At 52.6% G+C, this 12,916-nt stretch carries 10 protein-coding genes; all 10 read left to right on the top strand.

Annotated features, from left to right (window positions below; all coding sequences use genetic code 11):
• Positions 1 to 49: 49 nt before the first annotated feature.
• On the top strand, positions 50 to 2,131 hold the full coding sequence (gene nuoG, locus A918_RS0114380) for an NADH-quinone oxidoreductase subunit NuoG (RefSeq protein ID WP_022711738.1): 2,082 nt from the start codon (positions 50 to 52) through the stop codon (positions 2,129 to 2,131).
• 126 nt (positions 2,132 to 2,257) lie between these two features.
• The gene (gene nuoH / locus A918_RS0114375) at positions 2,258 to 3,304 is read left to right on the top strand and encodes an NADH-quinone oxidoreductase subunit NuoH (RefSeq protein WP_022711737.1); all 1,047 of its coding nucleotides are present in this window, start codon (positions 2,258 to 2,260) and stop codon (positions 3,302 to 3,304) included.
• A gap of 11 nt (positions 3,305 to 3,315) precedes the next feature.
• Complete coding sequence (gene nuoI, locus A918_RS0114370; protein ID WP_022711736.1) at positions 3,316 to 3,807, top strand: NADH-quinone oxidoreductase subunit NuoI; 492 nt, start codon at positions 3,316 to 3,318, stop codon at positions 3,805 to 3,807.
• 315 nt (positions 3,808 to 4,122) lie between these two features.
• On the top strand, positions 4,123 to 4,743 hold the full coding sequence (locus A918_RS0114365) for an NADH-quinone oxidoreductase subunit J (RefSeq protein ID WP_022711735.1): 621 nt from the start codon (positions 4,123 to 4,125) through the stop codon (positions 4,741 to 4,743).
• A gap of 13 nt (positions 4,744 to 4,756) precedes the next feature.
• On the top strand, positions 4,757 to 5,065 hold the full coding sequence (gene nuoK / locus A918_RS0114360) for an NADH-quinone oxidoreductase subunit NuoK (RefSeq protein WP_022711734.1): 309 nt from the start codon (positions 4,757 to 4,759) through the stop codon (positions 5,063 to 5,065).
• 7 nt (positions 5,066 to 5,072) lie between these two features.
• A complete protein-coding gene (nuoL, locus tag A918_RS0114355; RefSeq protein WP_022711733.1) occupies positions 5,073 to 7,055 on the top strand; it encodes an NADH-quinone oxidoreductase subunit L in 1,983 nt (660 codons plus the stop codon).
• Positions 7,055 to 8,560 (top strand): NADH-quinone oxidoreductase subunit M, encoded by a 1,506-nt coding sequence (locus tag A918_RS0114350; protein WP_022711732.1) that lies wholly within the window; start codon positions 7,055 to 7,057, stop codon positions 8,558 to 8,560. The genes nuoL and A918_RS0114350 overlap by 1 nt, the downstream gene beginning before the upstream one ends.
• A 17-nt stretch (positions 8,561 to 8,577) precedes the next feature.
• Positions 8,578 to 10,026 carry an NADH-quinone oxidoreductase subunit NuoN gene (gene nuoN / locus A918_RS0114345; protein ID WP_022711731.1) on the top strand — a complete coding sequence of 483 codons (1,449 nt, stop codon included), beginning with the start codon at positions 8,578 to 8,580 and terminating at the stop codon, positions 10,024 to 10,026.
• Between the two features lie 64 nt (positions 10,027 to 10,090).
• Entirely contained in the window at positions 10,091 to 10,870 is a 780-nt protein-coding gene (locus tag A918_RS0114340; RefSeq protein WP_084664841.1) for a biotin--[acetyl-CoA-carboxylase] ligase, read from the top strand.
• Positions 10,871 to 11,237: 367 nt separating this feature from the next.
• A partial coding sequence (locus A918_RS0114330) for a ribonuclease J (protein WP_022711729.1) occupies positions 11,238 to 12,916 on the top strand: 1,679 nt, incomplete at its 3' end.

The raw sequence follows: 12,916 nt of genomic DNA, 5'->3' as shown, positions 1-12,916 counted from the left end.
GGGGGGGGGTTTAAAAGAATGCGGCAAGTGCCGCAGGTTTGGACAAGCGATGGCAAAGATCAAAGTTGACGGTAACGAGATCGAAGTACCCGATCACTACACGCTTCTTCAGGCAGCCGAAGAGGCTGGCGCTACCGTGCCGCGTTTCTGTTTCCACGAACGCCTCTCCATTGCCGGCAATTGCCGCATGTGCCTGGTTGAAGTTAAAGGCGGACCGCCGAAGCCGGCTGCATCCTGCGCTATGGGCGTACGCGATCTGCGTCCGGGTCCGAACGGCGAAACACCTGAAATCTTCACCAACACACCTATGGTCAAAAAGGCCCGTGAAGGTGTGATGGAATTCCTGCTCATCAACCACCCGCTGGATTGCCCGATTTGCGATCAGGCCGGTGAGTGCGATCTGCAGGATCAGGCGATGGCTTTCGGTACCGATGGTTCGCGTTACCGCGAAAACAAACGTGCTGTTGAAAACAAATATATCGGCCCTCTGGTCAAAACGATCATGACACGCTGCATTCACTGCACGCGCTGCGTTCGTTTCACCACGGAAGTTGCCGGTATTTCCGAGCTCGGCCTCACAGGTCGCGGTGAGGATGCTGAAATCACCACCTATCTCGAACGCGCAATGACCTCTGAACTTCAGGGCAATGTGATTGATCTGTGCCCGGTCGGCGCGCTGACATCCAAGCCTTACGAGTTTCAGGCACGTCCTTGGGAGCTGAACAAGACCGAGTCTATCGACGTGATGGATGCTCTTGGTTCAAATATCCGCGTTGATACCCGTGGTCGTGAAGTGATGCGTATTATGCCGCGTCTGAACGAACAGGTGAACGAAGAGTGGATTTCCGACAAGACCCGTTTCATCTGGGATGGTCTGCGCACCCAGCGCCTTGACCGCCCTTATGTTCGCGTCAATGGTCGTCTGCAGGCTGCAAGCTGGTCTGAAGCATTCGCTGCGGTTAAAGCTGCTGTTGCCAAGACTTCCGCAGCCAAAATCGGCGCGATTGCCGGTGATCTGGCCAATGTGGAAGAACTCTACGCATTGAAGAGCCTGATGACCAAACTCGGTTCCGTCAATATTGACGCCCGTCAGGATGGTGTTGCGCTCGATCCTAAATTCGGCCGTGCTTCTTACATCTTCAATCCGACGATTGAAGGTATTGAACAGGCTGATGCGATTCTGATCGTGGGTTCCAACCCGCGTTTTGAAGCTTCGGTGCTGAATGCACGTATTCTGAAGCGTCAGCGTCAGGGTGGTCTGCAGATTGGTCTGATCGGTGAACAGGCAGACCTGCGTTATGCTTATAACTATCTCGGCGCTGGTTCTGATACGCTGGCTCAGGTAGCAAGCGGCAAAGACAAGTTCTTTGATGTTCTGAAAAATGCACAGCGTCCGCTGATCCTGATTGGTCAGGGTGCACTGACCGGTGAAACCGGTGAGGCTGTACTGGCTCAGGCTGCTGCTTTGGCGAATGCCGTTGGCGCAGTGAGTGAAGAGTGGAACGGTTTTGCAGTTCTGCACACTGCTGCTGCCCGCGTCGGCGCACTTGATCTCGGCTTCGTGCCGGGTGAGGGCGGTGCTAATGCTGCTGACATGGTTGGCCAGATGGATGTGCTGTTCCTTGCCGGTGCAGATGAACTTGATCTGTCCAACAAGGGTTCGAGCTTCGTTGTTTATATCGGTACCCATGGTGATGCCGGTGCACATGCTGCTGATGTGATCCTGCCAGGTTCCACCTATACAGAAAAATCCGGTACCTATGTAAACACTGAAGGCCGCGTTCAGCTGGCAAACCGTGCCGGTTTTGCTCCGGGTGAAGCCAAGGAAGACTGGGCAATTCTGCGTGCATTGTCTGATATTCTGGGTGCGAAATTGCCGTTTGACAGTCTGGCTCAGCTGCGTGCAGCGCTTTATGCAGACTACCCACATATGGCTCAGATTGACGCAGTGGCTGCCGGTCAGGTTGCGGATATCGCAGCTCTCGGTGCAAAAGCAGCTGCGATAAAGGGCGTTGCATTTGCTTCGCCTGTCACAGATTTCTATCTGACAAACCCGATTGCCCGCGCTTCAGCTGTGATGGCTGAATGTTCCGCGCTGGCAAAGGGTGGCTTCCAGCAGGCAGCCGAATAAGCATTGATGCATACAGCTCCTTAAGCTTTCGGGTTTAAGGAGCTGATATTGCTAAATAATAAGGTTTACAGCTTGCCCTTGCGTGGAACTAAAAACCACGCAGTGCTGTAAGAGAGAGACGGGAAAATGGACGGTATTTTTGCAGCTTACGTCTTACCGGCGCTGATCATAGCGCTGAAGTCAGTCGTTCTGCTCGTCGTATTGCTGATTGTTGTAGCCTATCTGCTTTATGCAGATCGTAAGATCTGGGCTGCGGTACAGTTGCGTCGGGGACCAAACGTTGTCGGCCCTTGGGGACTGTTTCAGGCTTTTGCGGATCTTTTGAAATTCGTATTCAAAGAGCCGATCATCCCATCGGGTGCCAACAAAGCCGTGTTCCTGCTGGCGCCATTTATTTCGGCACTGCTGGCACTGGCAACATGGGCAGTTATTCCGGTCAGTGAAGGCTGGGCAATTGCCAATATCAATGTCGGTATCCTTTATATTCTCGCTATATCTTCACTTGAAGTTTATGGCGTGATTATGGGCGGCTGGGCTTCAAACTCGAAATATCCGTTTCTCGGCGCACTGCGCTCCGCAGCGCAGATGGTTTCCTATGAAGTTTCGATCGGCTTTGTGATTGTAACAGTGTTGCTGGTTGCCGGCTCCCTGAACCTGACCGACATCGTAATGTCTCAGTCCACAGGTCTTGGTACTTCGCTGGGTCTGCCGAATTCGTTCCTCGACTGGAACTGGCTCGTGCTTTTCCCGATGTTCGTGATCTTCTTTATCTCGGCACTGGCGGAAACCAACCGTCCTCCGTTCGATCTGGTTGAGGCGGAATCCGAACTTGTTGCCGGTCATATGATCGAATACTCGTCGACACCGTTCCTGCTGTTCTTCCTCGGTGAATATGTTGCCATCACTCTGATGTGCGCATTGATGACCATTCTGTTCCTTGGCGGCTGGCTGCCAATCGTGGATGTATGGTTCCTCGCATGGGTGCCGGGCATTGTCTGGTTCATGCTGAAGCTCTGCATGTGCTTCTTCATGTTCGCGATGGTGAAGGCATTCGTACCGCGTTACCGTTATGACCAGCTGATGCGTCTGGGCTGGAAAGTATTCCTGCCGATCTCGCTGTTCATGGTTGTGGCGACCGCTGCATTCCTCAAATTTACCGGCCTCGTAGGTTAAGGAGACATCACATGGCTTCTATCGCTCAAGCCGCTAAATCACTGCTTCTGAAAGAATTCGTCGGAGCATTCTTTCTCTCCATGCGTCAGTTCTTTGCGCCTAAGGCAACATTGAACTACCCGCATGAAAAAGGTCCTGTTTCACCGCGCTTCCGCGGTGAACATGCCCTGCGCCGTTATCCGAATGGAGAAGAACGCTGCATCGCCTGTAAGCTATGCGAAGCGATCTGCCCGGCACAGGCAATTACAATTGAAGCCGGTCCGCGCCGCAATGACGGAACCCGCCGCACCGTGCGTTATGACATTGATATGGTCAAATGCATTTATTGCGGTTTCTGTCAGGAAGCCTGTCCGGTTGATGCGATTGTTGAAGGGCCGAATTTCGAATTCGCCACGGAAACCCGCGAAGAGCTTTACTATGATAAAGAAAAGCTGCTCGCCAATGGTGACCGTTGGGAACGTGAAATTGCGCGCAATATCGCGATGGACTCACCTTATCGCTAAGATGGGTTAAGCCCATCGGATCGCTAAGATGAGTTCCTCTGTCCGGAAAGGGCAGGGCTGAAGCGCATCCCGAAAAGTGCGAAGCGGTTTTCGGATAAGATGCGCGTCGGAAAACAAAAAGATAGAGCATTTCCTGCGGTTCAATTTAAACCGGAAATGCTCTGAATATTTAAGTTGGTGCAATAGTCGGAGCTTTTTGGTGCTCATGGCTGTTGTGCTTGAAGTTTTGCCTCATGTCGCGGTTTTTGGCTGTGGGATATGAGGTGGTAGGACAGGCAAGTTGCCTTGCCAAGTTAAAGGATATTGGGGAACCCCATGCTGACAGGTATAGCGGCGGCGTTTTTCTATTTATTCGCCTTCATCATGATTGCGAGTGCGCTGATGGTTATCACCGCACGCAATCCCGTTCACTCGGTCTTGTTTCTGATTTTGGCTTTCTTCAACGCAGCGGCTTTGTTCCTGCTGACGGGCGCTGAATTCCTGGCAATGATCCTTGTGGTTGTTTATGTCGGTGCTGTGGCGGTTCTCTTCCTCTTCGTCGTCATGATGCTGGATGTGGATTTTGCTGAGCTCAAACAGGGCGCGCTTAAACATGCGCCGGTTGGTGCTCTGGTCGGTGTGGTTCTGCTGGCAGAATTGATTTTGGCTTTCTCCGCCTCGATCTTCTCGCCGAAAATTGCAGCAAATGCCGCTTACCCGATCCCTGATGTGGCGACACGCCAGAATACACAGGCGCTTGGCGACATTCTCTATACGGATTTCGTTTTCTACTTCCAGATTGCCGGCCTGATCCTGCTGGTGGCGATGATCGGCGCGATTGTGCTGACCCTGCGTCATAAAGAAGGCGTCAAACGTCAGTCGATCCCTGCGCAGGTTGCCCGTACACCGGAAACTGCGATCGAGATCAAAAAAGTCGAAACAGGCAAGGGTATTTAACAGGAGCCTCATGATGGTAGTCGGTATCGAACATTATCTGACCGTGTCGGCGATCCTGTTTACGCTTGGCGTTTTCGGGGTTTTCCTCAACCGTAAGAATGTGATCGTCATTTTGATGTCGGTCGAACTTATTCTTCTCTCGGTCAATCTGAACTTTATTGCGTTCTCCGCAACGCTCGGCGATCTGGTCGGGCAGGTTTTCGCACTCTTCGTCCTGACTGTTGCAGCTGCTGAAGCGGCAATCGGTCTTGCTATTCTTGTCGTGTTCTTCCGTAACCGTGGCTCGATCGCGGTGGAAGATGTCAATGTCATGAAAGGTTGACGGGCAGATGCTCTACTACGCGATCGTCTTCCTTCCGCTGCTTGGTTTTCTTATTGCCGGTCTGTTCGGCAATAAGATCGGTGCCAAAGCCAGCGAATATATCACTTCCGGCTTCCTCGTGATTGCGGCTGCGCTGTCATGGGTTGCGTTCTTTACTGTTGCAATGGGCTCGTCCGAGCCTGTCCGTGTGCCGGTTCTCCACTGGCTGACTTCCGGTACCCTGTCTTTTGACTGGGCGATCCGTGTGGATACACTGACCGCGATTATGCTTGTTGTTATCAACAGCGTATCGGCGCTCGTGCACATCTACTCGATCGGCTACATGCATCACGATCCGCACCGTCCGCGTTTCTTTGCTTACCTGTCGCTGTTTACCTTTGCGATGCTGATGCTGGTAACTTCTGACAATCTGGTTCAGATGTTCTTCGGCTGGGAAGGCGTGGGTCTTGCATCCTACCTGCTGATCGGCTTCTGGTATAAGAAACCTTCGGCCAATGCGGCTGCGATGAAAGCTTTCGTGGTCAACCGCGTTGGTGACTTTGGCTTCCTGCTCGGTATTTTCGGTATCTTCGTTCTGTTCGGCGCCGTGGATTATGCCACGATCTTCTCGACAGCTCAGAATTATGCTGCCGGTGAAAATGCATCGCAGGTTGTGCTGAGCTTCCTCGGTTTTGAACTCGACAAACAAGGCGCTCTGACCGTTGTTGCATTGCTGCTCTTCATGGGCGCGATGGGTAAATCGGCTCAGTTCCTGCTGCACACATGGTTGCCTGATGCGATGGAAGGCCCGACACCTGTGTCGGCTCTGATCCACGCGGCGACAATGGTAACCGCAGGTGTGTTCATGGTTGCGCGCATGTCGCCGATCTTTGAACAGTCTGAAACAGCTCTGCTGGTTGTAACCATTATCGGTGCGATCACTGCATTTTTTGCCGCGACCGTTGGTCTGGTACAGAACGACATCAAGCGCGTGATTGCTTATTCGACCTGTTCGCAGCTCGGTTATATGTTCGTGGCACTCGGCGTCGGCGCTTACGGCGCTGCCGTATTCCACCTGTTCACACATGCTTTCTTTAAAGCTCTGCTGTTCTTGGGCGCCGGTTCGGTGATCCATGCGGTATCAGACGAGCAGGATATGCGTCGTATGGGTGGTCTGCGTAAGCTGATCCCGACCACTTACTGGATGATGATCATCGGTACTGTTGCGCTAACTGGTCTTGGTATTCCGGGCACTGTTATCGGTACTGCCGGCTTCTTCTCCAAAGATGCGATTATTGAATCTGCATTTGCTTCGCACTCAGCTGCGTCAGGCTTTGCCTTCACGCTGCTGGTGATCGCTGCTGCATTCACATCTTTCTACTCATGGCGTCTGATTTTCATGACTTTCCACGGTAAGCCACGCGCCACCGCTGAAGTTATGCATCACGTTCATGATTCACCTCCGGTGATGCTGGTTCCGCTGTTCGTTCTCGCAGTTGGTGCACTTTTCGCAGGCTTCTTCTTCGTCGGTTACTTCTTCGGCGATCATTATGATGCTTTCTGGAAGGGCGCTCTGTTCACCGGTGCGGATAACCATATTCTGCATGACTTCCACGGTGTGCCGACTTGGGTTAAATTCTCGCCGTTCATTGCAATGGTGCTGGGTTTCATCTTTGCATGGGCTTTCTATATCCGCTCGCCGGAAACACCGAAGGCAATTGCAGCCCGTCATCCTGGCCTGTACCAGTTCCTGCTGAACAAGTGGTACTTCGACGAACTCTATGATTTCCTGTTCGTCCGCCCGAGCATGGCTCTTGGCCGCTTCCTCTGGAAAATCGGCGATACCAAGATCATCGACGGCATGGGTCCGAATGGTGTGGCGGCTCGTGTAGTCGGCATTACCAACCGCGTTGTTAAGCTGCAGAGCGGTTACCTTTATCACTACGCATTCGCGATGCTTATCGGTGTCGCCGCGCTCGTCACCTGGATGATGATCGGGAGCTCTTTCTGATGACCGACTGGCCAATTCTCTCAACGGTCACGTTTCTGCCGCTCGTAGGTGCGTTCTTGATCCTCTTGATCAAGGACGACAGCGAGGCAGCGCGCCGCAATATCCGTAATGTTGCATTTCTGACCACAATCTTTGTTTTTGCATTGTCTCTGGTGATCTGGGCAGGCTTTGATAATTCAAATGCCGGTTTCCAGATGGTTGAGAAACATGCATGGTTCGGTGAAGGTATCAGCTATCACATGGGCGTGGACGGTATTTCCATGCTGTTTGTGGTTCTGACCGCATTCCTGATGCCGTTCTGTATTCTGGCGAGCTGGAAGTCCGTGGACTTCCGCGTCAAGGAATATATGGTGGCGTTTCTGATCCTTGAAACGCTCGTTATCGGTGTGTTCTGCGCACTGGATATGTTCCTGTTCTACGTTTTCTTTGAAGCAAGCCTTATTCCGATGTTCATTATCATCGGTGTATGGGGTGGTCAGCGCCGCGTTTACGCCAGCCTGAAATTCTTCCTCTATACGCTGCTGGGCTCGGTGCTGATGCTCATTGCTATGATGGCAATGTATTTCACCGCCGGTACAATGGATATTCCGACCCTTCTGGCTTACGACTTCCCGGCATCAATGCAGACATGGTTGTGGCTGGCCTTCTTCGCTTCTTTCGCGGTGAAGATGCCGATGTGGCCGGTTCATACATGGTTGCCTGATGCGCACGTTGAAGCGCCGACAGCCGGTTCGGTTATTCTGGCCGGTATTCTCCTGAAACTCGGTGGCTACGGCTTCCTGCGTTTCTCGCTGCCAATGTTCCCGCTGGCTTCCGCAGACTTTGCACCATTCGTATTCTGGCTCTCGGTTATCGCCATTGTTTACACCTCTCTGGTGGCTCTGGTTCAGACCGATATCAAAAAGCTGATCGCCTATTCGTCCGTTGCCCATATGGGTTATGTGACCATGGGTATCTTTGCTGCCAATGCGCAGGGTGTGCAGGGTGCATTGTTCCAGATGCTGTCGCACGGTATCATTTCCGGCGGTCTGTTCCTTTGCGTTGGCGTGGTTTACGACCGTATGCATACACGTGATATCTCGGCCTATGGTGGTCTGGTCAACAACATGCCGAAATATGCGGTTGTGTTCCTGATCCTCACCATGGCCAATGTTGGTCTGCCAGGGACTTCCGGCTTTATCGGTGAATTCCTGACACTGTTCGGTGTATTCCAGGCCAATACATGGATTGCTGTGATTGCAACAACCGGTGTTATCCTGTCGGCTGCCTATGCGCTCTACCTCTATCGCCGCGTCATTTTCGGTGCGCTTGATAAAGAAAGCCTGAAAGCGCTGCTGGATCTGTCTCCGCGTGAGAAAGCAATCCTGTATCCGCTCGTCATTCTGACGATCTTCTTCGGTGTCTATCCGGTTCCGGTCTTTGATGCGACTGCGAGTGCCGTTGACGCTCTGGTCACCAACTACAATGCGGCTGTGGCAAGTGTTGCCATGCCTGTTGCAAATTAAGACGAAGGCATCGAGCGATGTACACCGATCTGATTGCCCACCTTACTCTCGCTGCACCGGAGGTGCTGCTCGCAGTTGGCGCCCTGGTGCTGCTGATGGTGGGTGTATTTTCCGGCGACCGTGCCAACACCATTGTTACGGGTCTTTCTGTAGCATTGCTGCTTGGTGCGCTCGCACTCGTGCTGGTTTTCCCTGCTGACGGCGCTGCTTTCGGCTCGGCATTTATCAGCGACAGCTTCACCCGTTTCATGAAAGTGCTGACACTGATCGGTTCGGTCGTCACGCTGATCATGTCGGTCGGCTTTGCCAAAGACCAGAAATTCAACAAGTTTGAGTTTCCGGTTCTGGTTGTGCTGTCGACTGTCGGTATGCTGTTGATGGTATCCGCCAACAATATGCTGGCTCTCTATCTCGGCCTCGAAATGTCGTCTCTGGCACTCTATGTGCTGGCCGCTTTCAACCGCGACAGTGTGCGCTCCACAGAAGCCGGTCTGAAATATTTCGTTCTCGGCGCTCTGTCTTCGGGCATGCTGCTCTACGGTATTTCTCTGGTCTATGGTTATACCGGCACAATCAACTTTGCTGATATTGCTGCTGCCGTTACCGGCGGAGCCGAGGGGACTACAAGACAGCTGGGGCTGGTCTTTGGTCTGGTCTTCATCATGGCCGGTCTGGCATTCAAAATCTCCGCTGTTCCGTTCCATATGTGGACACCGGATGTTTATGAAGGTGCGCCAACCCCTGTAACCGCTTTCTTTGCTGCGGCTCCGAAAATGGCTGCTATTGCATTGCTGGTACGCGTGACCATGGGTGCCTTTGCACCGCTGACCGCTGACTGGCAGCAGATTATCGTTTTCGTGGCTCTGGCTTCGATGATCCTCGGTGCTTTCGCTGCGATCGGTCAGAAAAACATCAAACGCCTGATGGCCTATTCTTCCATCAGCCATGTTGGTTATGCTCTGGTTGGTCTTGCTGCCGGTACTGTAGACGGTGTGCGCGGCGTTGCTATTTACATGCTGATCTATCTGGTGATGACACTGGGTACATTCGCATTCATTCTGGCAATGCGTAACAAGAGCGGCACTGTTGAAGAGATCAATGATCTGGCAGGCCTGTCCCGCACCAATCCGGTGATGGCGACAATCATGACCATCTTCATGTTCTCGCTTGCAGGTATTCCTCCGCTGGCCGGTTTCTTCGGTAAGTGGTACACATTCCTTGCAGCAGTTCAGGCTGGTCTGGTGCCGCTGGCGGTTATCGGTATCGTGGCTTCCGTTGTTGGTGCCTTCTACTATCTGCGCGTTATCAAAATCATGTGGTTTGATGAGCCTGCAGGCGGTCTTGAAGCACCCGCCGGTGAGCTGAAACTGGTGATGGGCGTATCCGCAGCTTTCGTTCTGCTCTATGCGCTGATCGCTTCGCCGATCATGATATGGGCGACAAATGCTGCCAAAGCATTTTTCTGATACGATCTGAATAAGCATGTTATAAACGCCCGGTTTATGCCGGGCGTTTCTTTTTGTAAGGTGCATGATGAGTTTTGTTCTGAGTGAAAAAACAATTGCTGCCGGTTACGGGCTAAAGGAATTCGAATATATCGGCTCAACCAATGCCGAGGCTTTGACCGAAGCACAGACAGGGGCGGAAAGTGCTGTCTGGTATGTGACAAAGGATCAGCGCTCCGGTCGCGGTCGTCGTGGACGCGAATGGTCAACACAGACCGGTAATCTCGCTGCAACCTTGCTGCTTATTCATGATTATCCGCTGGAACTGGCTGCCACACTGAGCTTCGTCGCCGGTCTTTCACTGGTTGAAGCCGTTGAGCAATTGCTGCCGGAGACAGAGACACGGTTTCAGCTGAAATGGCCGAATGATGTGCTGGCTGATGGCGCGAAACTATCGGGTATCCTGCTGGAATCCGCTTTGCTGAAAGACGGTCGCAAGGCACTGGTTATCGGCATTGGTGTGAATGTCCTGCATATACCAGAGGGCGTGCCCTATGCCGTGAGCAGCCTGAAAGACAATGGCTATTCACAAGGTGCCGAACAGCTTTTGCAGGCGTTGGCAGAACGCTTTGCTGTGAACTTTGCTTTGTGGAATGACGGGCAGGGGCTGGAAACTATCCGCACCCATTGGTTGCGCCACGCAGCAAGGCTTGGTGAAGTCATTCGGGTGCAGAGCGGTGGCGAGACATTGGAAGGTATCTTCTCCTCGATCGATCCACAGGGGCATCTGGTTCTGACACTGCCGCAGGGGCGAAAACAGACGATCTCAGCCGGTGAGGTTTTCTTTGGTGCTGAAACACGCTAAAGCATTCTGTAATGAAGTGCAGGCTGTGAACTGCTAAAAGGCCGGTATTGCTATAATTGTTAAGTTGAAGTGCAAAACTTCAGTTTTCTTTTTGTAAGTTGAGAATTTTTGAGAACTATTCTTGCTTCAAATCACTTTAGCGGTCATGAAATTAGAGCGCTTCCAGTTATGACTGAATCGTTGGAACCGCTCTAATTCTTTGTTTTACGCATTATCCGGCGCAAAACCGGTACCCACTTTTGCTGGAAATGCTTTAATATGTTGAATTTGCATTGTCATGCCTGTGCGCATCCGGCTCTGTCTTTAAAAGAGCATGGAAAACGCCACATGATAATGTGTCGGAAGTAATATTTATTGAGGAGGGGGAATGCCCCAGTCCCGTTTGGATGATGTGCAAAACGATAGCGCTGTGAATGGCAAAGCGGAACTGGTGTTCCTGCCATTGGGCGGCGTAGGCGAAATCGGTATGAACCTCGCAATGTATGGCTACGGGCCGGAACATGCGCGTGAATGGATCATTATCGATATGGGCGTGAGTTTTGCAGGTCCTGAATTGCCGGGGGCTGACCTGATCCTGCCGGATATCCGCTATCTGGAAGCCGAGCGTAATAATATCCGCGGCATTATCATTACCCACGCGCACGAAGATCATTATGGCTCGCTGCTGGATCTCTGGCCGCGTTTGCGCCTGCCGGTCTATGCAACTCCGTTTACCGCCGGATTGCTCGAAGCCAAGCGTCAGGCCGAATATAATGCGCCGGAAATTCCGGTGACTGTGTTCCGCGCCGGTGAAAGCTTTGAAGTCGGCGCATTCAAGATTGAAGCGCTGGCCGTTACGCACTCCATTCCTGAGCCGGTATCGCTGGCGATTACCACGCCGCTTGGCCGTGTGATCCATACGGGCGACTGGAAGATCGATCCGGAGCCGTCGCTCGGGCCTGTGCTCGACGAAACCCGCTTTGAACAGCTGGGTAATGAAGGCGTACTGGCGCTGGTCTGCGACAGTACCAATGCGATGCGCGAAGGTGAATCGCCATCCGAGCGTCAGGTATCGGAAAGTCTGCGTGAGCTGATCGAAAATGCCAAAGGCCGTGTGGCAATCACCACATTTTCTTCCAATGTCGGCCGTATTCGCTCGATTGCCGAGGCTGCGCGTGATGCCGGTCGTCAGGTGCTGGTGGTTGGCCGTTCAATGAAGCGTTGTATCTCGGTGGCTACCGAGCTCGGCTATATGGAAGGTCTGCCGGAATTCCTCTCAGAGGAAGACTATGGTTATGTCCCGCGTGAAAATGTGGTGATGGTGCTGACGGGTAGTCAGGGTGAACCACGCGCTGCGCTTGCCAAACTGGCACGCGATGAAATGCGCTCACTGGCTTTGACCGCCGGTGATACAGTGATTTTCTCATCCCGTACTATTCCGGGTAATGAAAAATCAATCATTGAAATCAAAAACATGCTGATCGAGCAGGGCATCAAGATTATTTCGGATGATGATGCGCTTGTGCATGTTTCCGGCCATCCGCGCCGCAATGAGTTGAAGCGCATGTATGCATGGGTACGCCCGCAAATTCTGGTGCCTGTGCATGGTGAAGCCGCGCATCTGGTTGCGCAGGGCACATTGGGCATACAGGCCGGTATTCCGGATGTGGCACAGGTGCGTAACGGTGATGTGCTGCGTTTGGCTCCGGGACCTGCAAAGATTATTGATGAAGCACCTTACGGCCGCATCTATAAAGATGGTCGCCTGATCGGTGATGAAGATGAAATGGGCATCACCGAGCGTCGGAAGCTGGCTTATGTCGGTCATGTGGCGGTGTCCATTCTTCTCGATAATCAGCATAAAATCTATGATGAGCCGGAGGTTGTGGCCTTTGGTTTGCCGGAAGAAGACAGTCAGCGTAATCTGATTGAAGACTTGCTCTATGATGCAGTCGTCAGCGCTGTTGACAGTATTCCGCGTGCGCGTCGCAAGGATATCGAGCTGGTGCGTGAAGCTGCGCGGCGTGCAGTGCGTGCTGCGGCCAATGATGTCTGGGGTAAAAAGCC

The organism is Pseudochrobactrum sp. AO18b, assembly GCF_000409565.1.
GTDB classification, from domain to species: domain Bacteria; phylum Pseudomonadota; class Alphaproteobacteria; order Rhizobiales; family Rhizobiaceae; genus Pseudochrobactrum; species Pseudochrobactrum saccharolyticum.
The sequence above is the reverse complement of the archived record's forward strand: the minus strand, read 5'-3'. Positions and strand labels throughout refer to the sequence as shown.